The sequence below is a fragment of the Amycolatopsis palatopharyngis genome (genome assembly GCF_003385185.1).
Taxonomy (GTDB): Bacteria; Actinomycetota; Actinomycetes; order Mycobacteriales; family Pseudonocardiaceae; genus Amycolatopsis; species Amycolatopsis palatopharyngis.
In genome coordinates this window covers 40443-65077 of the sequence record NZ_PQHZ01000025.1, presented here as the reverse complement: position 1 = coordinate 65077, position 24635 = coordinate 40443, and the positions used below count along the sequence as shown (strand labels likewise).

General features: G+C 69.0%; 13 protein-coding genes. 8 read left to right on the top strand and 5 right to left on the bottom strand.

Going from position 1 to position 24635, the window contains the following annotated elements; translation table 11 throughout:
- The first annotated feature begins 15 nt into the window (after nt 1-15).
- Nucleotides 16-3930 carry an ATP-dependent RNA helicase HrpA gene (hrpA, locus tag D0C15_RS19480; protein WP_116047478.1) on the top strand — a complete coding sequence of 1305 codons (3915 nt, stop codon included), beginning with the start codon at nt 16-18 and terminating at the stop codon, nt 3928-3930.
- Nucleotides 3931-4005: 75 nt separating this feature from the next.
- Here hrpA and D0C15_RS19475 read toward each other — a convergent pair whose 3' ends face one another.
- Nucleotides 4006-5709, bottom strand: coding sequence for a bifunctional 3'-5' exonuclease/DNA polymerase (locus D0C15_RS19475; RefSeq protein WP_116047476.1), 1704 nt, complete (start codon nt 5707-5709; stop codon nt 4006-4008).
- A 155-nt stretch (nt 5710-5864) separates the two neighbouring features.
- Between D0C15_RS19475 and D0C15_RS19470 the strand changes: the two genes are divergently transcribed.
- A complete protein-coding gene (locus tag D0C15_RS19470) occupies nt 5865-7496 on the top strand; it encodes an acyl-CoA synthetase (RefSeq protein WP_116047473.1) in 1632 nt (543 codons plus the stop codon).
- Between the two features lie 26 nt (nt 7497-7522).
- On the opposite strand, the gene D0C15_RS19465 is transcribed toward D0C15_RS19470, so the two are convergent.
- The gene (locus D0C15_RS19465) at nt 7523-8467 is read right to left on the bottom strand and encodes a hypothetical protein (protein ID WP_116047470.1); all 945 of its coding nucleotides are present in this window, start codon (nt 8465-8467) and stop codon (nt 7523-7525) included.
- A gap of 320 nt (nt 8468-8787) precedes the next feature.
- Here D0C15_RS19465 and D0C15_RS19460 point away from each other — a divergent pair, with 320 nt between their 5' ends.
- From D0C15_RS19460 to D0C15_RS19435, 6 genes are all read left to right on the top strand, one after another.
- Nucleotides 8788-10026: a S8 family peptidase gene (locus D0C15_RS19460; RefSeq protein ID WP_116047468.1), complete on the top strand. Its 1239-nt coding sequence runs from the start codon at nt 8788-8790 to the stop codon at nt 10024-10026.
- Between the two features lie 124 nt (nt 10027-10150).
- On the top strand, nt 10151-10903 hold the full coding sequence (locus tag D0C15_RS19455; protein WP_116047465.1) for an SDR family oxidoreductase: 753 nt from the start codon (nt 10151-10153) through the stop codon (nt 10901-10903).
- Nucleotides 10900-11967: a phosphotransferase family protein gene (locus tag D0C15_RS19450; protein ID WP_116047462.1), complete on the top strand. Its 1068-nt coding sequence runs from the start codon at nt 10900-10902 to the stop codon at nt 11965-11967. The genes D0C15_RS19455 and D0C15_RS19450 overlap by 4 nt, the downstream gene beginning before the upstream one ends.
- On the top strand, nt 11967-12647 hold the full coding sequence (locus D0C15_RS19445; protein ID WP_116047459.1) for a histidine phosphatase family protein: 681 nt from the start codon (nt 11967-11969) through the stop codon (nt 12645-12647). Before D0C15_RS19450 ends, D0C15_RS19445 begins: the two co-directional genes overlap by 1 nt.
- Before the next feature lie 40 nt (nt 12648-12687).
- Nucleotides 12688-13608 carry an SMP-30/gluconolactonase/LRE family protein gene (locus tag D0C15_RS19440; protein WP_116047456.1) on the top strand — a complete coding sequence of 307 codons (921 nt, stop codon included), beginning with the start codon at nt 12688-12690 and terminating at the stop codon, nt 13606-13608.
- 23 nt (nt 13609-13631) lie between these two features.
- Nucleotides 13632-14885: an MFS transporter gene (locus D0C15_RS19435; protein ID WP_245976013.1), complete on the top strand. Its 1254-nt coding sequence runs from the start codon at nt 13632-13634 to the stop codon at nt 14883-14885.
- A 144-nt stretch (nt 14886-15029) separates the two neighbouring features.
- Here the strand turns inward: D0C15_RS19435 and D0C15_RS19425 are convergent, their stop codons facing one another.
- The 3 genes from D0C15_RS19425 to D0C15_RS19415 are packed head-to-tail and all read right to left on the bottom strand — an operon-like array spanning nt 15030 to nt 24216.
- Nucleotides 15030-15911 carry an alpha/beta hydrolase gene (locus D0C15_RS19425; protein WP_162830152.1) on the bottom strand — a complete coding sequence of 294 codons (882 nt, stop codon included), beginning with the start codon at nt 15909-15911 and terminating at the stop codon, nt 15030-15032.
- Nucleotides 15908-22462, bottom strand: coding sequence for a type I polyketide synthase (locus tag D0C15_RS19420; RefSeq protein WP_116047453.1), 6555 nt, complete (start codon nt 22460-22462; stop codon nt 15908-15910). Before D0C15_RS19420 ends, D0C15_RS19425 begins: the two co-directional genes overlap by 4 nt.
- Complete coding sequence (locus tag D0C15_RS19415; RefSeq protein ID WP_116047451.1) at nt 22459-24216, bottom strand: fatty acyl-AMP ligase; 1758 nt, start codon at nt 24214-24216, stop codon at nt 22459-22461. Before D0C15_RS19415 ends, D0C15_RS19420 begins: the two co-directional genes overlap by 4 nt.
- Nucleotides 24217-24635 lie beyond the last annotated feature (419 nt).

The following is a 24635-nucleotide window of genomic DNA, read 5'->3' as shown; positions in this document are numbered from 1 at the left end:
TATTGTGGAAGCCGTATGTCTACTCCCTCCCCGCTCGAGGCGCTGCGCTCCCGGCTGCCCGAGCTGATGCCGCGCGACGCGCACCGGCTGCGCAGGCGCATCGATGGTGCTCGCCGCCGCTCGCGTGAGCCGAGGTCGATGACCGATCTGGTGGAGCAGATCTCCGCCGACATCGATGCGGCCGAGCTGCGGGTGCGCACCAGGAGGGAGTCCGTACCGCGCATCGAGTACCCGGCGGAGCTACCGGTCAGTGCGCGGCGCGAGGATCTCGCCGCGGCCATCCGGGACAACCAGGTGGTGATCGTCGCCGGGGAGACCGGATCGGGCAAGACCACCCAGCTGCCCAAGATCTGTCTCGAACTCGGTCTCGGGGTCCGGGGGCAGATCGGGCACACCCAGCCGCGCAGGCTGGCCGCGCGTACGGTGGCCGATCGCATCGCGAGCGAACTCGGCACCGAGCCGGGGTCCACCGTCGGCTACAAGATCCGCTTTACCGACCACTCCGGCGACGACACGCTGGTCAAGGTGATGACCGACGGCATCCTCCTGGCGGAAATCCAGCAGGACCGGATGCTGCGGCAGTACGACACGATCATCATCGACGAGGCACACGAGCGCAGCCTGAACATCGACTTTCTGCTTGGTTACCTCAAGCAGCTCCTGCCGCGCAGGCCGGACCTGAAGCTGATCATCACCTCGGCCACCATCGACCCCGAGCGGTTCTCCCGGCACTTCGGCAACGCACCGGTAGTCGAGGTCTCCGGCAGAACCTACCCCGTCGAGGTGCGTTACCGGCCGATCCTCGACCCGGACGATCCCGAGGGCGATCCCGACCGGGACCAGGTGCAGGCGATCTGCGACGCCGTGGACGAGCTGGCCGCGGAGGGCCCCGGTGACGTGCTGGTCTTCCTGTCCGGTGAACGGGAGATCCGGGATGCGGCCGATGCTTTGTCCAAACAGGACTTACGTGACACCGAGATCCTGCCGCTGTACGCCCGGCTGTCCTCGGCCGACCAGCACCGGGTGTTCCAGAGCCACCGCTCGCGTCGCCGGATCGTGCTCGCCACCAACGTGGCCGAAACCTCGCTGACGGTGCCCGGAATCAAGTATGTGATCGATCCCGGCACCGCGCGTATCTCGCGTTACAGCCATCGAACGAAGGTTCAGCGGCTGCCGATCGAGCCGGTGTCGCAGGCTTCGGCGAACCAGCGCAAGGGCCGGTGCGGCCGTACCTCGGACGGCATCTGCGTCCGGCTCTACTCCGAGGCCGACTTCGAGTCCCGCCCGGAGTTCACCGACCCGGAGATCCTGCGCACGAACCTTGCCTCGGTCATCCTGCAGATGACCTCGCTGGGGCTGGGCGATCTCGCCGAGTTTCCGTTCGTCGAACCACCGGATCGCAGACAGATCACCGACGGTGTGAACCTGTTGCGGGAACTGCACGCGCTCGAACCGGACGAGGCCGGAGCCGGGCGGCGACTGACACCCATCGGGCGGAAACTGGCCCAGTTGCCGGTCGATCCTCGGCTGGGGCGCATGGTGCTGGAGGCGGACGGTAACGGGTGCGTGCGCGAGGTCATGATCATCACGGCCGCGCTGTCCATTCAGGATCCACGAGAGCGGCCCGCCGAGAAGCAGCAGGCCGCCGACCAGTTGCACGCCCGCTTCGCCGACAAGAACTCCGACTTCCAGGCGTACCTGAATCTGTGGGAGTACCTGAGCGAGCGGCAGCGCGAGTTGTCCGGGAACCAGTTCCGCAAGCTCTGCAAGGCGGAGTACCTGAACTACCTGCGGGTGCGGGAGTGGCAGGACATCTTCAGCCAGTTGCGCAGGCTGTCCAAGCAGCTCGGCGTGACGCTGAACGCCGAGCCTGCGGACTTCCAGCGCGTGCACACCGCCCTGATCGCGGGGATGCTCTCGCATATCGGGCTCAAGGATCCGGCCAAGGGCGACTACCTGGGTGCGCGGGGCACCAGGTTCGCCGTGTTCCCCGGCTCCGCTCTGTTCAAGAAACAGCCCCGGTGGGTGATGGCGGCCGAACTGGTGGAGACCTCCCGGCTGTGGGCGCGAGTCGCCGCCCGAATCGAGCCGGAGTGGGTGGAGCCGCTGGCGCAGCACGTACTCAAGCGCAGCTACTCCGAACCGCACTGGGAACGCAAGCAGGGCGCGGTCATGGCCATGGAGAAGGTGACGCTCTACGGCGTCCCGCTCGTGGCCGGGCGCAAGGTCAACTACGGCCGGATCGACCCGGAGGTCTCCAGGGAGCTGTTCATCCGGCACGCGCTGGTGGAGGGCGACTGGCACACCCGGCACCGGTTCTTCGACGAGAACCGGGCACTGCTCGACGAGGTGGAGAGCCTGGAGCACCGGGCCCGCCGCCGCGACATCCTGGTCGACGACGAGACGCTGTTCGACTTCTACGATCAGCGCGTCGGTGCCGAGGTGGTGTCCGCGCGGCATTTCGACTCGTGGTGGAAGAAGACCCGGCGCGAGCAGCCGGACCTGCTCAGCTTCGAGAAGTCGATGCTGATCAACGAGGCCGCGGGTACGGTGACCGAGTCCGACTATCCGGACGAGTGGACACAGGGCAGTCTCCGATTCCCGCTCACGTACCAGTTCGAACCCGGCAGTGACGCCGACGGCGTCACCGTGCACATCCCCGTGCAGGTGCTGAACCAGGTGAGTCCCGGTGGGTTCGACTGGCAGGTGCCAGGCCTGCGCGAGGAACTGGCCACGGCGCTGATCAGATCGCTGCCCAAGCAGATCCGGCGCACGGTCGTGCCCGCGCCAGACCACGCACGTCTCGCCCTCGACGGCGCGGGCCCCGAGGACGGGCCACTGCCCGATGTTCTCGGCGAACGGCTCCGGCAGTTGCGCGGCGTGGTGATCCCGGCGGATGCCTGGCGGCCGGACGAGGTGCCAGAGCACCTGCGGATCACCTTTCGCGTGGTGGATGCGAAGAACCGGAAGCTGGCCGAGGGCAAGGATCTCGAGGCGCTCAAGCGCGAGCTCAGCGGCGAGGTGCGGGCGACCATTTCCGCGGCCGCCGACAGCATCGAGCGCGGTGGGCTCCGTGGGCCCGGTTTCGGCGAACTGCCGAAGGTTTTCGAGACCTCGCAGCGCGGGCATGCGGTCAAGGCGTATCCGGCGCTGGTCGACGAGGGCGAGAGCGTCGCGGTGCGGATGCTGGACAACCCGTCCCGGCAGCGGGCGCAGATGTGGGCGGGCACGCGCAGGCTGCTGCGGCTGAGCCTGCCTTCGCCGATGAAGTTCATCAACCGCAATCTCGGTAATCAGAGCAAGCTCGTGCTCGGCCGGAACCCGCACGGCGGGGTCGCGGCCCTGCTGGAGGACTGCGTCGACGCCGCGGTGGACAAGTTGATGGCCGACAACGGCGGCCCGGCTTGGGACGACGCGGGTTTCGCGGTGCTGCTGGAGAAGGTCCGGGGCGAACTGAGCGGAACGGTGCTCGACGTGCTCGGCGAGGTGGAGCGGGTGCTGCTGGCGGCCCACGACGTCGAGGCCCGGCTGGAGGACTTCCCCGGTGGCCCCTACGCCGAGTCGCTCGCGGACATCCGGACGCAGTTCGCCGCTCTGGTGCGCCCCGGTTTCGTCACCGAGGCCGGTGCCACCAGGCTGCCGGACCTGGTCCGCTACCTGCGCGGGATCGAACGGCGGCTGGACAAGCTGCCCGGCGACCTGCCACGGGACCTCGAACGACTCCGCGAGGTCGACTGGCTGCGGCAGGAGTACCGAGCCGTGCTCGACGCGCTGCCGCCCGGCACGCCGCCGAGTCCCGCGCTCGCCGAGATCCGCTGGATGATCGAGGAACTGCGAGTCAGCTTCTTCGCGCAGACCCTGCGCACCGCCTACCCCGTCTCGGTCAAGCGCATCCTCCGCGCGATGGACGACGCGGCCGCCGCGGGGTAGCAGGTGAGAGTTCCCCAATGCCACATTGGGGTACTTCAACGTCCCCAATGTGGCATTGGGGAACTCCGCAAACCCTCACTTCGCGTCGGCGTAGGTTTCGACGGCGGCGATGTGCAGCGGGAAGCGCACGGGGCAGGAGGCGCCGAAGACCAGCTCCGCGGTCTCGCGCACCGAGTCCTCGATGCAGGCACTCACGTCGTCCGATAACTCCGCTGGGGTGTGCACCAGCACCTCGTCGTGCTGGAAGAACACCAGGTGCGCGGGCTGCGGGAGCCGCCGGCGCAGGGTGGCCAGCAGCACCGCGGTCCAGTCGGCCGCACTCGCCTGTACGACGAAGTTGCGGGTGAAGCGGCCCCATTCCCGGGCCGCCCTGCGCGCCTTGTCCGCGCCCGCGAGATCGTCGACGGTGCCTCCGGTGAGCGCTCGCCATGCGGCCGAAGGGTCGGGGGAGGTGCGGCCGAGCCGTGACCGGACCCGCTCGCCGCGTTCGCCGGCGAGCGCCGCGCGCTCCACGAACGACACGGCGTCCGGGAACCGCTGGCGGAGCAGGGCGAGCAGGGAGGCGGCCTCGCCCGCGGTACCGCCGTACATCGCCGAGAGCATGGCGATCTTCGCCCTGGACCGGTCATCTCGGCCGTCGCCGTCCTTCGGGAGGTCAGCCTGCCTCGTGCCGCCGGAGAACATCGCCTCCGCGAGGCTGTCGTAGAGGTCGGTGGATGCGGACACCTCAGCCAGTCTGCGGTCACCCGACAGCGCGGCCAGTACGCGCGGCTCCAGTTGCGCCGCGTCGGCGACAACCAGCCGCCACCCCGGATCCGCCCGGACACACACCCGCAGGGTCCGGGGGATCTGCAGCGCCGCCCCGCCCCGGCTGGCCCAGCGCCCCGACACCACGCCGCCCACCACGTACACCGGCCGGAACCGGTTGCCCCGGACCCAGCCGTCGAGCCAGGTCCAGCCGTGCGCCGAGTGCAGCCGTGCCAGCTCCTTGTACTCCAGCAACGGTGCGACGGCCGGGTGGTCCACATGGCGGAGCACATGGGCGCGGGCCGAGGGCACCTCTATGCCCGCGCGGCCGAACGCCCGCACCACGCTCGCGGGCGCGTCCGGGTTCACCTGGCGGCCGCCGAACGCCTCCTGGACGCGCTCCGCGAGGCGGGCCAGCTTGCGCGGGCGCTGACCGGGCGGTACGCGTGGACCGAGCAGTTCGGTGAGCAGTTCGTCATGCAGGTCTGCCCGCCATGGCAGACCGTCGGCCGACATCTCGGCCGCCGCCAGCGCACTGGCGGACTCCGCGGCGACCAGCAGTCTCATCCGGTCGGGATGGCCGGTCTCCCCGATCCGCCGCCGCTGCTCGGCGAACACGGTCTCGGCCGCGTCGAGTACCGCGATGTCCCTGGGCAGGCCCGCACCGCGCGGGTCGAACAGGGCCGGCTGGTCGTCGAGGTGCGCCTCGCTGTCCGGCGGAGGTGGCAGGCCGACGGCCCTCGCGTAGCCGCCCGCCAGCCCCCGCGGTTCGCCGTGCCTGCCCTCGTGGGCCAAAAGCAGCCCCTCGGTGAGCGCGAGATCGTGACAGCGGCGCACCCGGATCCCCGCCGCCAGCAGCACCGGATAGTCCTGCTCGACCGAGCTGAAAACCCACCGGGGAGCGTGATCTCGCTCCCACTCCTTTGCGCGATCGCGAAGTTCGGCGATCCCGATCTTCCGGAGATCCGCCAGCTCAGCGGGCCCGCGCAGGGAGTAGACGCCGTCCGATTCACGGGCCACGATGATGTGCACAGATGTGATTCTGCGCGGTGGGACCGACAGTCGTGAGCGGAGGCTGGCTGGCCGGTCCCCGATTCGGATACTGTCTACCAGCGTTCATACCAGCAGTACGGTATGGATCTTGCGATGACGCATTCTCGGCCCGCAGCAGCAACGGAGGTGCCCGGATGAGAAACCCGACCAGCGTGGCCGCGGTGACCGCGAAGGCGGCAGAGACCGCCCGCAGTGTCCGTGTCATGTGGGAAGCGGGGCTGGTGCCCTTCCCCCGGCTCGACGAGGGTGTGCGGTCGCTGGTGGCCGTGCGCAAGTTCGGTCCGTTCGCCGGCTCCACACAGATCGCCGCCCGGCGCGATTCCACGGCCGTCGGACTGGTGGACGAACTCGGCCCGCTCACCTTCAAGCAGCTCGACCTGCGGTCCAACGCGCTGGCCAGGGCATGGTCCGAGCGCGGACTCGCACCCGGCTCGGTCATCGCAGCGCTGTGTCGTGATCACCGGGGGCTCGTTCTCGCGATGCTGGCCGCCGGAAAACTGGGCGCCCGGCTGTTGCTGATGAACACCGGGTTCGCCAAGCCGCAGCTGGCCGACGTCGCGGCACGGGAGAAGGTCGGCGCGCTCGTCTACGACGAGGAGTTCACCGAGCTGCTCGACGCGGTCGAGGGTGAGGTCGATCGCTACCTGGCCTGGGTCGAGCCGGGCCAGCGCCGGGATCCGGCCATTCCGATACTGGATGAACTCATCGCCAGCAACGACGACCGGCCGATCGCCGCACCCCGTAAGCCCGGTGGTTTCGTTCTGCTCACCAGTGGCACCACCGGCACCCCGAAGGGCGCGCCGCGCCCGCAGACCTCACCGCTGCACTCCGCGCAGTTCCTCGACCGGGTCCCGCTGCGGGCGGGGGAGAGCACCTACATGGGCGCTCCGCTGTTCCACGGCACCGGCCTGTCGCAGTTCATCCTCTCCTTCGCGCTCGGCTCCAAGGTCGTGATGCGCAGGCGCTTCGACCCCGAGGAGACGTTGCGCGGGGTCGAGGAACACAAGTGCACCGCGCTGGTGCTGGTGCCAACCATGTTGCAGCGAATCGTCGACCTCGATCCGGCGATACTCGCCAAGTACGACACGTCGTCCCTGCGGATCGTCTTCGTGGCCGGTTCGGCACTCTCGCCGGATCTCGGCAACCGCACGACCGACCTGTTCGGCGATGTCGTCCACAATCTCTACGGCTCGACCGAGGTCGCCGTCGCCACTGTGGCCACGCCGGAGGACTGGCGCAAGGCCCCCGGCACGGTCGGCAGGCCGCCGGTGGGTTGCCACGTCGCGCTCTACGACGAAAAGGGCACGCGGATCACCGAACCGAACGTCACCGGACGAGTTTTCGTCGGCAGTGGCCTGAGCTTCGGTGGATACACCGATGGCCGGAACAAGGAGATGATCGACGGCCTGCTCTCCAGTGGTGACGTCGGACATTTCGACGAGGACGGCCTGCTGTTCATCGACGGCCGTGACGACGAGATGATCGTCTCCGGCGGGGAGAACGTCTTCCCGATCGAGGTCGAGAACCTCCTGGTCGAGCGTCCGGACGTGCTCGAGGCAGCGGTGATCGGTGTGCCCGACAAGGAGTTCGGCCAACGGCTCAAGGCCTTCGTGGTCGCCGCGGACGGCGCCGAACTCGACGCCGAGACACTCAGGGACTTCGTCAGATCCAACCTCGCCAGGTACAAGGTGCCGCGCGAGGTGGCATTCCTCGATGAACTGCCGAGAAACGCCACGGGAAAGCTGTTGCGGAACAAGCTCGACTAGCAGCACGCCCGGACGCCGCCTCCGCCTCAGCTCCAGTCGATCCCGAATACGCCGGGGCCGAAGTCGAGGGCGACCGCGTGGACGGCGTTTGTGCCGTCCACCCGGATGTCCCGGCGTACGGGTTCGCTCACCGTGGCCGTTCTGGAGTACTGGGTGCAGTGGGCGGGCATGATCCCGCTGTCGAACCGGACCTCGAGCAGGTACTCGCGGATCGGCCTGCGGAACTCGCGGTAGTGGGTGTTGCGGCACTCCGGGAACGGCGGGCCGTTGTTGCTGACCGAGTACTCGATCAGGCAGGTCTCGTCCTTGTCGACAGCCCTGTCGAAGAGCAGTTCGGCCACGGTGACCCCGTGCTCCGCGTCGACCTCGACACGGCCGACCGTGCAGTTGCGCTGGGCGTGTAGCCGCGGATGACCCGCTGCCGGGTCGTCCTGGCTGTAGACGAGCAGCCAGCGGTCCTGGCCGTTGGTGCTCGCCCGGAACACCGCGCGAGTCGTGACGGCACGCTGCCCGCCGTCGGCGGCGATGTCGCAACGGTCGTGCAGGCCGATCAGGCTCAGCTGGTGATGCTGTTCGAGGGCGTGCGGGGCGCCGATTCTGGCGAGCAGCGGGCGCAGGACGTCGTGCGCGAAGGCCAGCCCGTCCTCCGGCGGGCCACCGCGTCTGCGCGAGGTGCTCCCGCGCGGGCGCGGCGGGGGGAGCAGACCGATCAACGACCCGGTCGGGACCTCGAGGATCTCCTCGAGCGCGCGCACGGCCGCGATCGAACTCTGCCGCTCCGGCTGCCGTTTGCCCGACTGCCAGTAACTCAGCGCGGTCACACTCACCGAGACACTCCTGCGGTGTAACCGGGCCTGTATCCGGTCGAGGCTGAGCCCGCTGCCGGCTATCGCGTTCCGCAACGCTTCGGGAAACGAATCTCCGAACGGGGTGCCCCCGGTTTCCCGTTCAGCACCGGCCCCCGACGTCATCTGTGTGCTAACCGCCCCGACTGTTGATTCTCGCCCGAGATCACGTTGGTAACTAACAAGACAACGTTATCAGTGGCCCGGTGCCGGGGGTTCGCGTTCACTCGCTCGACGCTGGTTCACTCTGTCGATTCTTTCTACACCGAATGGCCTAGTACTGGTAACTGTGAATCATTGCTTCGTTGTGGTCGGCGGGATTGCATAACAACAGGGCAACAGTGGCCACTCCGAACGGTCGAGGGGTCGGGGCCGCACCGGATGGTGTCGGGCCCGGCATGGATCGGCTCCCGTTGCCTGCCGGTTGATCAGCAGAAAGGGAACCAATGGGCAACTCGCGACAACTACGACGAGGGCTCGGGGCGGGTGTCTCGCTCGCCGGGGTGACCGCGGCGGCCGCCGTTCTCGGCGCCGGGGCAGTCCATGCCTTGCCGGCTACGGAAGGCGTGGAGGGGCAAATTCGGGCGACAGACACTGCCAATGCAGTGACGGACAGTTACATCGTGGTGCTCAAGGACAGTCCCGCGACGATGGCGGCCGCCGAGGTGAGAAAGGTCGTGAGCACCAAGGCGCAGAGCCTCGCGGGCCGGTACGGCGCCGAGGTGTCGCACACCTACGGCAGCGCGCTGGAAGGCTTCTCCGTCACCGCGACCGAGACGGAGGCCAAGAGGCTCGCCGCGGACGCAGGCGTCGACTACGTGGTGCAGAACCAGCGGGTGCACACCACCGAGACCCAGCAATCGCCACCTTCGTGGGGGTTGGACCGGCTCGACCAGCGGGACCTGCCATTGGACGACGCTTACACCTATTCCACGGACGCGGCGAACGTAACGGCCTACATCGTTGACACAGGAGTTCTCACCGAGCACGAGACCTTCGGCGGCAGGGCTTCCGGCGGCAAGGACTTCATCGACAACGATGACGACGCCACCGATGAGAACGGTCATGGCACACATGTCGCGGGCACCGTCGGCGGCAAGGAGTACGGCGTGGCGAAGGGGGTGAAGATCGTTCCGGTTCGCGTGCTCGACGCCAACGGCAGCGGCACCACGGCCCAGGTCGTCGCCGGGATCGACTGGGTCGCGGAGACCGCGAGCGGGCCGTCGGTGGCGAATATGAGCCTGGGTGGCACCGCCGATGACGCGCTCGACGAGGCGGTTCGCGGGGCGGTCGAGAAGGGAGTCACCTTCGGCGTCGCCGCAGGCAACAGTTCGGCGAACGCCTCCGGCTACTCCCCGGCGCGGGTGACCGAGGCGATCACCGTGGCCGCGAGCGACAAGCAGGACGCGCAGGCCAGCTTCTCGAACTACGGCAGTGTCGTCGACCTCTACGCACCCGGTGTGGACATCACCTCCGCATGGAGCGACGGCGCCGAGAACACGATCAGCGGAACCTCGATGGCCACTCCCCATGTGGTCGGTGCGGCCGCGCTCTATCTGGCCGACAACCCGGAAGCCACTCCCGCACAGGTGGCCGAGGCCCTGACCGGTGCCGCGACGCCGGACAAGATCACCAACCCCACCGGCGAGACTCCCAACAAGCTGCTCTACACCGGGACCGAGTAGGCGATCCCAAGCACACAGACCCGCGCCCTCCCTGGAGACGGTGGCCCGGTGTCCCGCGTTCCGTTCGCGGCGGCAGCGGGCCACCGTGCTTGTTACCAACGAGTAGGTAATGCGATCATGGGCTATGACCTACCGGAAGAACATCGTGATCACCGGCGCCAGCTCCGGCCTCGGCGAGGGCATGGCCAGGAGGTTCGCGGCCAAGGGGCGCAACCTCGCGTTGTGCGCCCGCCGGACCGACCGGCTCGACGATCTCGCCGCCGAGCTGCGATCCAGGCACGACGGCATCAAGGTCGTCACCAGGGCTCTCGACGTCAATGATCATGACCGGGTGTTCAGCGTCGTCAAGGAGTTCCGCGCCGAACTCGGCACGATCGACCGGTTCGTGGTGAACGCGGGGCTCGGCAAGGGACAGCCGGTCGGCACCGGACGGTTCGACGCGAACCGCGAGACGGTCGAGACGAACCTGGTCGCCGGCCTGGCCCAATGCGAGGCCGCCATGGAGGTCTTCCGTGAACAGAACGCCGGGCACCTCGTGGTCGTCTCCTCCTTCAGTGCCATCCGTGGCCTGCCGGGCAACGTCACCGCCTATGCGGCGTCCAAGGCGGGGATCGCCGCGTTGGCCGACGGGATCAGGGCCGACACCGCGGGCACCCCAATCGCCGTCACCACACTGCTGCCCGGCTACATCGAGTCCGAGATGACCGGTCGCGCGGGCCGGACTCCGTTGCTGGCGAGCGCGGACAAGGGAGCGCGGGCACTGGTCGACGCGATCGAACGCGAACGGGCGAAGGCCTACATCCCGACCCTGCCGTGGGCTCCGCTGAGTGTGGTCATGCGGTTCGCCCCCGTGGGACTGCTACGGAAGTTCACGTGACCGGCGGCGAGGCGGGCGAGGTCCGGGCCGAGGACCGATTCGACGTCGCTGCCGTGCACGCCTGGCTTGCTGCCAGGGTGGACGGCCTGGCGGACTCGGGACCTCCCGAGGTGCGTCAGTTCCCCGGTGGCGCGTCCAATCTGACCTACCTGCTCGCGTATCCGGACCGGGACCTGATCCTGCGCAGGCCGCCTGTCGGGGAGAAGGCGGCCTCGGCACACGACATGCGCCGGGAGTACCGCGTACAGGCGGGGCTGAAGCCGGTGTTTCCGTACGTGCCAGGGATGGTCGCGTTCTGCGAGGACCACACGGTTCTCGGCGACGACTTCTACGTGATGGAGCGGATCGACGGCCTCATCCTGCGCGGCGACCTGCCCGAGGAAACGGCGCTGGACCCGGCGCGGGCGCGGGCGTTGTCCACCGGGCTCATCGATCGGCTGGTCGAGTTGCACCAGGTGGATGTCGAAACCGCGGGCCTGGCCGACCTCGGCAAGGGAGGCGGGTACATCCGGCGGCAGGTCGAGGGCTGGAGCAGGCGGCTGGACCGGGCGCATACACCCAACGTCCCCGCCTTCACCGAAGTACGTGCCTGGCTGGGGGCGAATCAGCCGGACGAGGTGCGGATCTGCCTCATCCACAACGACTTCCGGTTCGACAACGTCCTGCTCGACCCCGAGGACGACCTCGCAGTCGTGGGCATCCTGGACTGGGAGATGGCGACGCTCGGCGATCCGCTGATGGAGCTGGGCACCACATTGTCCTACTGGGTACAGGCCGACGACGACGAGGTGTTCCAGGCCAGTCGTCGTCAGCCGACCCATTTGCCCGGTATGCTGACGCGCGCCGAGGTCGTCGACCACTACGCCGAGCGTACGGGGACGGCGATCCCAAACTGGACCTTCTACGAGGTGTACGGGCTGTTCCGGCTGGCCGTCGTGCTTCAGCAGATCTACTACCGTTACCACCACGGCCAGACACACAACCCGGCGTTCAAGGACTTCTGGATGTTCGTGGGATATCTCGAATCGCGCTGCCGCCGCGTCATCGACGAGGGCAGCGCCTGATGGGCGCCGTTTTCCTGGTCCGCCACGGCCAGGCCTCCTTCGGTGCGGCCGACTACGACGTGCTGTCCGAGCACGGCACCGCACAGTCGACGGCAGTCGGTGCGGAGTTGCGCAGGCGTGGAATCACCAGCGGTGACATGTGGTGCGGTTCCATGCGCAGGCAGCGGGCGACGGCCGACGCGGCGCTCGCGGAACTGGGCCAGGGCCTCGTCGCGAAAGAGGACCCCAGATGGAACGAGTACGACCACCTCGACGTGCTGGCGCAGCACGGTAACGCCACGGCGCAGGGTGGTGACCCGCGCGCCTTCCAGTCGGTGCTCGACGCGGCGCTGGCTGACTGGGCGCGTTCGGGCGGTACGAGCCTGTGCGCCGAGAGCTGGCCGGCGTTCAGCGCCAGGGTGCGTGGCGCGCTGGACGAGCTGGTGGCCGGGCTGGGTAAGGGGGAGCAGACGGTGGTGTTCACCTCTGGCGGGGTGATCGCCGCGTTGTGCGCGCAGCTGCTCTGTCCGCAGCCGCAGACAGGAGCGGCGATGGAGCACACGTTCCTCGCGATGAACCGCGTGACCACCAACGGCGGAATCACCAAGATCGTCTCGGGGCGGGGTGGGCTGACCCTGCTCTCGTTCAACGAACACGGGCACTTCGACGGCGACGAAGCGGCAATGCTCAGTTATCGCTAGTACGCCGGGCTTGAGGCGAGGCAACCAGTGAGGGAGTTCTATGCGCTTCGGTGAGGTCCGGGTGATTCCGGTCAACGGCAACGGCCCCGAGGACGTGGTGGTGGACGCGCGGGGAGGCGTGCTCACCGGCCTCGACGACGGGCGGATCATCCGGGTGACCCAGGACGGCGGCCGGATCGACACGGTCGCCGACACCGGCGGGCGCCCACTGGGCCTGGAACTGTACGGCGAGGACGAGTTGCTCGTCTGCGATGCCGATCGCGGCCTGCTCATGGTGCACCTCGGCGAAGGCACCGTGCGTGTACTGGCGGCGTCCGCCTGCGGTAGCCCGCTGCTGGTCTGCAACAACGCCGCGGTCGCGGCCGACGGCACGATCTACTTCAGCGATTCGTCGTCCCGGTTCCCGGTACAGCGGTGGCGCGAGGACCTGATCGAGCAGACCGGGACGGGACGGCTGCTGCGGCGAACGCCGGACGGGGCGATCGACCAGCTCGCGTCCGGGCTGCAGTTCGCCAACGGCGTCGCGCTGGCACCCGACGAATCGTTCGTGACCGTCGCGGAAAGCGGAGCGTTGCAGGTCCGGCGGATCTGGCTGACCGGTGAACGGGCCGGAACCTCCGACCTGTTCCTGCACGGGCTGAGCGGCTTCCCGGACAACACCTCGACGGGTAGCGACGGGCTGATCTGGGTCACCCAGGCGAGTCCGAAGGTGGCGGCGCTCGACGCGGTGCGAAAGTTGCCGGCGCCAGCGCGGGCGCTCGTGCGGCGGGCTCCACTGTGGATGCAGCCGTCGCCCGCGCGCACGGTCGGCGTCCTCGGGGTGGACATGGAAGGGCGCATCGTGCACGAACGCGAAGGTGAGATCGACGGGTTCCACATGCTCACCGGGGTCCGTGAACACGAGGGCAAGTTGTACTTCGGCAGTCTGCTGGAACGGGCGATCGCGGTGACCGATCGCTGAGCGTGCTGGACTAGGCTCACCGCGTGACCACGGGGGCGCGCGGAACTCGGACCGCGCTGGATGAACCGACCACACCGGTGCCGCTGGGGTGGACGTTGCGGCTGTCGGCGGCGGTGCTCGGTTTCTCGATGGCGGTCGTCGCGCCGATCCAGATCCTGCTGCCGTTGCAGATCGAGGAGATCGACGCCGCGGACAAGGAGACCAGTCTCGCGCTGGTGACGGGCTGCGCGGCGATCGTGTCCATTCTCGCCGCGCCGATCGCGGGTGCGCTGTCGGACCGGACGACCTCCCGCAGAGGCAGACGGCACCCGTGGATCCTCGGCGGGGCGTTGCTGTGCGCGATCGCGCTGGTGACCCTCTCCGTGCAGGCCACCGTGCTGGGGGTCGCGTTGTGCTGGATGGTTGCGCAGGGGGCGCAGAACTCCATGTTCGCCGGGCTGACCGCGACAGTGCCGGACCAGGTTCCGGTGCGCCAGCGAGGTTTCGTCTCGGCGTTCGCTGGGCTGCCACTGCCGCTCGGGCTGGTGCTCGGCGTGCTGGTGGTGACCGTCATCGTCCCGTCCCGCACCGGCGGTTACCTGGCACTCGCGGTACTGGTGGTACTGCTGGCATTGCCGTTCGTTCTCGGTACGCCCGATCTTCGCCTGCTGCCGCAGCAGCGACCGGCCTTCGAGCTGCGCCGGTTCGTCAAGGGGTTCTGGATCAGCCCCCGCCGCCATCCCGACTTCGCGTGGGCGGCCGTGGCGCGCCTCGCGATCCAGCTGGCGAACTCGATCGCGACGCTGTACCTGCTGTACTTCCTGCGCGACGAACTGGACTTCGCCGATCCCGCGGGCGGTGTCTTCGTGCTGACCCTGGTCTACACGGCGGGAATCCTCGCCACCAGTGTGCTAGCCGGGCGGCTGTCCGACCGCAGTGGCAGGCGCAAGGTCTTTGTCGTGGTGTCCTCCGTGGTGATCGCGGTGGCGATGCTGCTGCTCTCGGTCTGGCACGAGTGGATCGCGGTGGTGATCGCCGCCGGGATCCTTGGGCTCGGGTACGGCGTGTACGTGGCGGTCGACAACGCACTGATCACCCAGGTCCTGCCCACTGCCCGCGACCGGGCCAAGGACCTCGGGATCGTCAACCTCGCCAACACCGCACCACAGGCACTGGCACCGATGATCGCCGGCGCGATCATCGCCCTGCTCGACAGTTACACCGTGCTCTACCTCAGCGCCGGCCTGATTGCACTGGCCGGAGCCGTGCTGATCCTCCCCATTCGCTCCGTGCGCTGAACCGCCGGAACTGCCAACTCGGCCGCCGGAACTGCCAACTCGGCCGCCGGAACTGCCAACTCGGCCGCCGGAACTGCCAACTCGGGCACGGGATCTGCAAAGTCGGGCACGGGAACTGCCAAGTCGGGCACGGGAACTGCGAAGTCAGGGGGTGAGCAGGGATTGGGCCTGGGGCCAGTAGCGGGTGAGCATGCCACGCCAGGTGGTCCAGAAATGCGTGCCCGCGGTGAAGTCCGTGGTCACGGGGATGTCCTGGGTGTGGAGGCGGGTGGCCAGGTCCTCCGACATGGCGCGGGAGTAGCGCTCGACCAGGCCCATGCCCGCGACGAACTCCTCACCGGGGGTGCGGCGGCCGTCTCCGGCCGCGAGGTACACCTCGGTGCCGCGCAGGGCCTCGACGTGCAGACAGGGGTCGTTGGCCGCCCAGTTCTCCCGACAATGCCTCCGGGGGCCCCAGACCCGCCCCGGACGCATGCCCTCCCGAATCGAGAGCGTGGCGAGCAACGCGGCCATACCCGGCCGGGTGAGCTGCATCAGCCCGCTCAAGGAGGCGACGCCACGGAACATGCCGGGCCTGCGCACGGCGTAACGCAGCGCTCCGTACCCGCCCATCGAGATACCGGCGGCCACCCGAACGTCCGACGCGCCGTATCCGGTTTCCAGCAGGCTGCGCAGTTCGTCCAGGTGGAAACTCTCCCAGCGCGGGACGGTCCCGGCCCGGTCTCGCACCCGCCAGTCCGTGTAGAAGCCCAGCCTGCCGGCCTCCGGCATGACCACCAGTGCACCGGTGTCCTCCGCGAGCCGGACGACGTCGGTGTGCCGCATCCAGGACGTGTGGTCGTCGGAGGAACCGTGCAGCAGGTACAGCACCGGATAGCGCTGGTCCGCACCGGGATGCCAGCCCGGCGGGGTGAGCAACGTCGTCCCGACCTCCCTGCCGATGGCGGGGGAGTACAGCCGCAGCTCGCGCACGCCGGCCGCGACCTCCTCACCGAGCACCGTCAACTCGGTGTCCGGCACCGTCACGAGCTGCCGGTCCCCACCGTGTCGAGGACGCCGGACAGCAGGTGCTGCAGGTGCCGGCCGATGATGTCCACATTGGGCGGATCCAACAGCGAGAGATGATGTCCTGGCACGGTGATCACTTCCAGATCTGTGCACACCGCGTCCCAGCCGCGCGCCGGGTCGGTTCGATCGAATCGCTGGTCCCGCAATCCGCCGGGGACCTGATCCGCCGCACTGAAGAAGACCGCCCTGCCGTCGTACGGATCCGGCCGGTAGCGCTCCAGTGAGCGCGCGTCGAGGAAGGACGTGCGCTGGTGGTGCAGGATCGCCTCGCTCACCGCGCTGTTCACCAGGCCCTCCGCGAGCATCGTGTCGATCAGCAGTTGCACCTGTGCCTCGTCGTCGAGTCGGGCCAGCCGTTCGTAGGGCAGCGAGATCCGCCTGCCGTAACTGCTCTCCAGGAACTCCTCGAACCGCTCGAACCGCTTTTCCAGCAACGCCACGTCACTCAGGCCGGTTTCGTTCGGCAGCGGCAGGATCGGGTCCATCATCGCGAGGACCTCCACCTGCTCGCCCGCCCTGCGCAGCTGCTGTGCCATCTCGTAGGCGAGGAAACCGCCGAACGACCAGCCCGCGATCCGGTAGGGACCGCTTGGCTGCACGGCCCGCAGCTCCGGAAGGTAGTGCCGGACGCGGTCCTCGACATCGGCGACGCCGTCGATCCGGTCGAACCCGTACACCGGAACGTCGGAATCCAGCAGCTGGACGAGTTGGCGGTACACCGCTGTGTCGCCGCCGCCGGGGTGGAAGAAGAACAACGGGGCCTGTGTTCCCTGTTCGCGCAACACCCGCAGCGGAGAGCCGGTGTGTTCCTCCTCGCGCAGATGCTCGGCCATCCGCTCGATCGTCGGCCGCTCGAAGAGTTCGGAGATGGTCAGTTCCCGCCCGCTGCGCTCGACCAGCAGGGCAGTCACCGCCTCCGCCTTCGTCCGCGTACCACCGATGCCGTAGAAGTCCTGGGTCACGCCGACCTCGGTGCCGAGCACGTCGCGCCAGGCGCTGGCCACCAGCCGCTCGGCCGCATCGCGCGGCGGAATCAGCACGGGGGCCGCTGACGCGGCTGGTCCGCAGTCGAGGCCGAGTTCACCGAGCAGCCACTGCTCGACGTCGGTGGTGCTGGCGCCGCGCAGCAGCAATGACACCGGCAACGCGAGCTCGAAGTCGTGCTGTACCGCGTTGCGGATCCGGACCGCGAGCAGGGAATCCACCCCCAGCGCCGGAAGTGCCGCCGTCGTGTCCAGCCGCTCGGGAGCGAAGCCGAGCACCGAGGCGATCCTGGTCCGGATCTGCTCACCGGCCGCGGCCGCGGCGGCCTCAGGCGGAAGCGACCGCAGAGCCGCGAGACCGGCCCAGTCGGCCGACTCGGATTCGGCGCCGGAGCCGCCAAACAGCCCGGCCAGGAACGGCACGCGGGCCAGGCTCGGGAAAGCGTCGAGCAGCCGAGGCGCGTTCAGCCTTACGGCACCGAGGACGGCCTCGTCGTGGCCCAACGCCGCTTCCAGTGCGGCGAGACCGTCCTTCGGGGCGAGCGGGTGCAGCCACGGGATCTCCAGCCCGGCGGCAGCCCCGACCTCGGCCCAGGTACCCCAGCAGATCGACACCGCGGGCAGGCCCTCGGCCCTGCGCAGCGCGGCCAGTTCGTCGAGGTAGGCGTTCGCCGTCGCATACGCGGGTTGCCCCGGCAGGCCGTGCAGCGCGGCCGCGGAGGAGAACCCGACCCACCAGTCCAGCGAGCAGTTCAGGGTCGCCTCGTGCAGCCGCCACGCGCCGTAGGCCTTCGGCAGCCACGTCCTGTGCAGCGTGTCCGCGTCGAGCCGAGTGGTGGTGCGATCGTCGAACACCGCGGCGGCGTGGACGACTCCACGCAGCGCGGACGCACCCCCGGCCGCTTCGACCAGCCTGTCGGCCACTCCCGCTTCGGCGAGATCGCCGAGCACGACCTCGACCTCGGTTCCGCCCGAGGTGATCGTCTCGATCTCGGCCAAGGCCGTGGAACCGGGCGCGGAACGTCCATTGAGGACGATCTTGCCCGCACCGCGGCCTGCCAACCAGCCTGCCAGCAGGAGGCCGAGACCACCGAGACCGCCGGTGATGACATAGCCTTGGTCAGGGCGTGCGATCGGACCGGACGTACCGGAGGGGGCGGGCGCCCTGCCGAGCCGCGCGACGAGCCGCGAGCCGCCACGCCACGCCACCTCGTCCTCGGCTCCGCCCCCGCCCAACTCGGCCAGCAGGTGTCGCGCGCTGTCCTGGACGGACTCCAGCGGGTCGAGATCCACGAGGCTCGCGGCGAGTTCGGGATGTTCGTAGGCGAGTACCCGCACCAGGCCGCGCAGGGCGCCGAGCGCAGGTTCGCCGCCACCGCCCCCGATCGCCCTTGCGCCGGTCGTCACCAGGTAAAGGCGCGCCCGTGCGGAGGAACCTTCGACCAAGTCCCGGACGACGGAACTGATCGCCAGCACCGCCTGTTCGGCGACCGCCAACGCCTCGGCGCCCGCGGCGGCTTCGACAGGCAGCAGGAACACCACCGCTGCCGGATCGGTCTCGGACAGGGCCATGCGGACCTGTCCGGGTTCGCGGTAATCCGCCCAGTGCACCACGGTGTTCGGTGCGGACCGTTCGGTGAGCGGGGCCGCCAGTGGGTGCGTACCCGCGCTCAGTGCCAGCACCGGCCCCGCCGGACGTGCCGGGCCGTCGGACATCTGGGCCGGTTCCCAGGCCGTGGTCAGGAGCGTGTCCTCGAGCGGGGCGGCGAGTGCCGTCCTCGGCACCCTGCGGATGAAGACGTCGTCGATCTCCAGCAGCACCCGCCCCGCGTCGTCGACCAGATGCAACTCACCGAGCAGTCCGGAGGAATCCTCGTCCGGTGCGGTCACCGAGACGTGCACAAGGCTGCCCAAGCCGACCTCGCCGTAGGTGCGGACACTGCCGAACTCCATCGGCACGAAGGCGGCCTCGCTCGTACCTTGCCCGTTCAGCGCACCCGCGAACGTCTGCAGACAGGAGTCCACCAACGCGGGATGCAGCCGCATCAGCGGATGCCGCAGGGCGGCTTCCGGCAGCGCGATCTCGGCGACAGCGCGGGTTCCGCTCGCCCGTACCCGGTTCATTCCGCTGAAAGCGGGGCCGTAGTCCACGCCCAGTTCGTTCAGCTCCCGGTGCAGCTGCGCCATGGAGACGTCAGCGAACTCGGAATCATCCACTTCGGACAGGTACTCGTCCGCTGTGGATCCTGCGACAACGGCGACGGTGGCACTGGCGTGCAACACCCAGCCCGCGCCCGTGCGGCGGGTATGCACGGTGACCGAGGCACTGTCGCCGGACTCCGGCGTCAGCGTTGTCGTCACCGCGGTGTGCTCACCGAGAGGTAGCGGTTCGTGCATCACCAGTGCGGTGATCGCGACCTGTTCCGCTGCCACTTCGAATGCCGTCCTGGCCGCGGCGTTCGCCATCTCGACGAATGCGGCACCGGGCAGTACCGCACGGCCGTCGATCCGGTGGTCGCAAAGCCATGGCTGCACGGCCGAGCCGAGGTCGGCGCGCCAGAGGTGCCGGGAATCGGCAGGGGACTCCACGTGCGCGCCGAGCAGGGGGTGCTCGGTCCGCGCCACCGGTACCGCCGCCGCCCGGGGCAGCCAGTGCGGGAGGTGCCGCCACGGCGTGGTCGGCAGGTCCAGCACCCGCCCGGTGCGACCGTGCAGCCGGGCCGCCCGATCCCGCAGTTCCAGTCGCGCCAGTTGCTGGTGGAAGTGTGTCGTCTCGTCGTCGCGCTGGCGCAAGGTGGACAGCACGAGTGGCGCACCGTTGCCGGTCAGCGCGTGGCGCAACACCGGGTGGGGGGAGACCTCGACGAAGGTCGAGTGCCCGTCGGCGACGGCGGCTGCCACCGCACCCGAGAACCGCACCGGCCTGCGTAGGTTCTCCGCCCAGTAGCCAGGGTCGAACGTGGGTTTCGCACGGGGATCGGTCAGCGAGGTGCTGTAGAAGGTGAGCCCTGGATCGCCTGGCCGTAACCCTGCCAGCCCCTCGACGAGAAACCCGGTCACCCGGTCCACGATCGGCGAGTGGGCGGCGACATCGAGCTTGACCAGCTTCGCCAGCAGCCCTCGAGAGTCTACATCGGACACTATACCGGCCACCGTGCTCGCGGCCCCCGCGATGACGGTCTGGTCCGGAGCGGAAAGTACGGCGATGTCCACGTCCGGAAACCCGCGAACCAGTTCGGCCGCTTCCTCGGCGCCGACCTCGAGCAGCGCCATCGCACCGTTGCCGGCGAGGGAGGCCAGCAGCCGCGAGCGCAACGCCACGATCCGCGCGCCGTCGGCCTCCGATAGCGCGCCCGCGACGACCGCCGCGGTGACCTCGCCGAACGAATGTCCGATCACGGCCGCGGGCAGAACACCCTTGTCCCGCCACAGTTCCGCGAGTGCGAGCTGGATGCCGAAGACCAGCGGCTGGACGTGGTCCATCGTCCGCGCCTCGACCCCCGCCAGCAGGTCCGCGCTGAGGGAGAAGCCGGACTCGGCACGAACCAGCGGATCGAGTCGCTCGATCGCCGCCGCGAAGGCCGGCTCCTCGGCGAACAGCCTGCGCCCCATCCCGGCCCACTGTGAACCATGCCCGGAGAACACGAAGACGGGTCCACGGGCCTTCGAGTCGTCGACCAACTCGGCCTGCTGCTCGCCCCTGGCCAGGGCGCGCAGCCCTTCGGCCAGTTCGCCGATGTCCGAGCCGGACACGGCGGCGCGCGCCCTGCCGTCCAGTCGCCTGGCGAGTGTGTACTCCACATCGGACAGACGTGCGTCCGCCCCTTCAGTCTCGAGCCACCGCGCCAGTTCCCCCGCGCTGTCCTTCAGTCTCGCGGGATCGGGTGCACCGAGCAGAAACCTGGTGCGGGCCCGTGGGGCGGGCGCCGGCGCCCGGTCTTCGGCGGTTTCCTGCTGTTGTACCACCACGTGCGCGTTCGAACCGCCGAAACCGAAGCCGGAGACACCGGCCACGGCGGTGCCGTCGGCTCGTGGCCAGGCCTGTCCGGCTTCGGCGACGCCAAGGCCCAGTTCGTCGAAGGCGATATGCGGATTGGGCGCGGTGTAGTTCAGGCTCGCCGGAATATGCCGGTTGTGCAGGGCGAGGACAACCTTGATCAGGCCGACGACCCCGGCGGCCGCCTCCAGGTGCCCCACGTTGCTCTTGACCGAACCGAGCAGTAGTGGCCGGCTCCCGGGCCGGCCAGCTCCCAGCACGGTGCCAAGGGCACGTGCCTCGATGGGATCCCCGAGCAGGGTGCCGGTTCCGTGCGCCTCCACGTAATCCACAGCGGACGGATCGATCCCGGCCTGGCGGTAGGCGGTCCGCAGCAGTGCCTGTTGCGCTTCGGAGTTCGGCGCGGTCAGGCCGTTGGAGCGTCCATCGGAGTTGCTCGCGCTACCCCTGATGACCGCGAGTACACGGTCGCCGTCGGCCCGCGCGTCGCGCAGCCGCTTGAGCACGAGCATCCCGGCGCCCTCCGCGCGGGAGATGCCGTCGGCGTCGGCCGAGAACGGCTTGCACCTTCCGTCGGCCGAGCTGATCCCCATCTGGTCGAAGTTGGCGGTCACTCCGGGGCCGAGCAGCAGGTTGGCCCCGCCGACGACGGCCACGCCGCTCTCCCCGGAGAGCAGGCTGCGGACGGCGAGGTGCACAGAGGTCAGCGAGGAGGAACAGGCGGTATCCACCGCCATGCTCGGACCACGCAGGTCCAGTGCGTAGGAGAGCCGGTTGGCCGCGATGCTCAACGCCGCGCCGGTGCCCGTCCACGCGTCGATGCCGGAGACGTCGGCGAGCGACTGTGCGCCGTATTCGGTTCCGCTGATCCCGACGAAGACACCGGTGTCGCTGCCGCGCAGAGTGCTCGGCGCGATTCCGGCGTGCTCCAGTGCTTCCCAGGCGACCTCGAGCACCATGCGCTGCTGCGGGTCCATCCTCGCCGCCTCACGCGGCGCGATGCCGAAGAACTCGGCGTCGAACCCGGCGATGTCCGCCAGGAAACCGCCCCGCCTGCTGATCTCCTCGGGGATTCCGGGGATGTCGGCCCAGCGTTGCGGTGGCACCTCGCCGATCGCGTCGCGCCCCTCGGTGAGCAGCCGCCAGAAGGCGGCGGGACCGTTGACTCCGCCGGGCAGCCTGCAGCCGAGGCCGATCACCGCGACCGACGTATCGGGATCCGGCTGCCCGACCGCCACCTGCTCGTGCGGTACGTCCTGCGGTACCGGCAGGCTCGGCCGCCCCGTACCGGTGAGGGCGACGGCGAGCCGGTCGATCGTGGGGTGGTCCCACAGCAGCGTCGTCGGCAGCGTGCGGTCGAGTAGGTCTTCCAGCGCGCCGGACAGTTCCACGGCGTCACGGGAGGACAGCCCGTACTCGTCGAGCGGGCGCTGGACGTCGACCTCGGTGGGCTCCAGATCGCAGGCCTCGGCGACCTGTTCGACGAGCCAGTGCCGCAGCTGTTCGGTCGTGCGAGCAGGCTGGGTCACCGCTGCTCCTCCCAGAATCGCCGCTTGGTCGCGGCTCTGGCGATCTTGCCGCTGGACGTGCGTTGGACACTGCCAGGAGAAAGCAGCCGGAAACCGCGGAGCTTGACGTCGTGCTGGGCGGAGACGGCGCGGCGTACCGCTCTCGCGACCTCCTGCTCGTCCGGAGCGGCTGATCCGGCTGTTCTGCTGAACTCCGCCACGATGGCCGCGCCCTCGCCGGCTTCGGCCGAGGTCACGGCGAACGCAGCCACGTGATCCCGGCGAATCGCGGGATGCGCGTTCGCCGCGGTGGCCTCGAGATCCTGCGGATAGTGGTTCTTGCCGTCGATGATGATCAGGTCCTTGATTCGGCCGGTGATGTAGAGCAGGCCGTCGTGCAGCAAACCGAGATCGCCGGTGCGCAACCATCCGGCGGCCGGGGTGTCCGCATCCGCGTCCGTGATGGTCGCGTCGAAGGTCTCCGCGCTGCGCTCGGGCTGCTGCCAGTACCCACGCGCGACGTTCGGCCCGTGCACCCAGATCTCGCCGACCTCGCCGTCGGGGCGCAGGGTCTGTTCCGCGGGGTGCACGATGCGGACGAGTTGGGCGTGCGGCCTGCCCGCGGACACCAGATCCAGTGCGCCATCGCTGCCACGGGGGCGCATGACCGCCCGATCCTCGGCGAGGGCCGACCGGTCGAATGCCGTGACCGTCGGTCCCTCCTCCCTGGAGTTCGTGACGAACACCGTCGCCTCGGCCAGGCCGTACGAGGGCCGGTGCGCCGCTTCCTGGAACCCGTGGGGTCCGAAGGCCGCGGCGAAGGCGTCGATCGTTTCCGAGCGGACCGGTTCACTCCCGTTGATCAATGCGCGGACCCCGGACAGATCCAGCTCGGCCCGATCGGCCTCCTTGACCTTGCGCACGGCGTATTCGAAGGCGAAGTTGGGTGCCGCGGCGAACACGTTCGGATGGGCCGACATCTGCCGCAGCCACCTGACGGGGCGCATGATGAAGTTGAACGGGGTCATGAACACCGAGTGCGCTCCGGTCAGCACCGGGATGCAGAGCAGTTGGATCAGGCCCATGTCGTGGAAGAACGGGATCCACCCCGCACAGGTCCAGTCAGCCTGCACGCCGAACGCGGAACTGCCCTGCCACGTGTTGCTGACCACCGCACGGTGGGTGATGACCGCGCCCGCGGGAGCCCTGGTGGAACCAGAGGTGTACTGCAGGTACGCGGGCTCGTCCAGATCCAGGCCGGGAGCGGTGAATCCTTCGCCACCTTCGACCTCGGGGGCGTCGACGGCGAGGATCTGCTTCGGCATCGGTATCGGATTCGCCTCGGCGAGCGAGTGCACCGCCTCCAGGCAGGACTCGGAGGTCAGCCAGACCTCCGGCGCGCAGTCGGCGAGCGCGTTGACGAGCCGGCCGCCGTGCTGGCTCACCTCGGGTGCGAACAACGGAACCGCGACTGTGCCGGCGTGCAGGGCCCCGAGGAAGCCGACCACGTAGTTGAGGTCCTGTGGGGCGAGGATCGCTACTCGCTGACCAGGAGCGGTGACGCGGGAGATCGCCGCGGCCGTGGCCCGAACCCGAGTGGCCAGTTCGGCCCAGGAGATGGTGTGTTCGACGCCTGCGCGGTCTCCGGAGTAATCGACGAAGGTGAACGCGGGCCGCGTGGAATCAGCGCGGTCGAACAGATACGAGGTCAGCGGTCGTAGCTCCGGGACCTGGCTGCCCGTCTCGGCGGAGTACCGGCGCTGCGCCAGCGACATAGTGTTCACCTAACAGGAATTGTGGGGATCGGCGGGGATTCTGGGAGTCTTATTCGACAGTCGGGTGCCGCACGGTCGGTGGTTCGGTCGACCACATCGTGCATAACCCTCTCAGTGGCGTATCAAGTCAGCACAACGCGGGCGACGTCGCCCGTGCCGTCTGGAGAATGTGTTCTTCCTCGGTCAACCTGTTGTGGACGTTGTCGTTCCGGGGGACAACTACAACTTTGTGAACTCGTGGGCGTCGAAATCACGCTATCGGCTGATAATCGGACCCAACCGTAGCCACGGTATGAACCGTCCGCAAGGCAGGAGGGGTGTTTGTCCCCGATCGGGTAACGCCACTGGCGGGTATATCACTAACTCTACGGAGTTAACTATCACCATCGTGAGCGATTTTGCGTAGGGGTGGGGGTGTT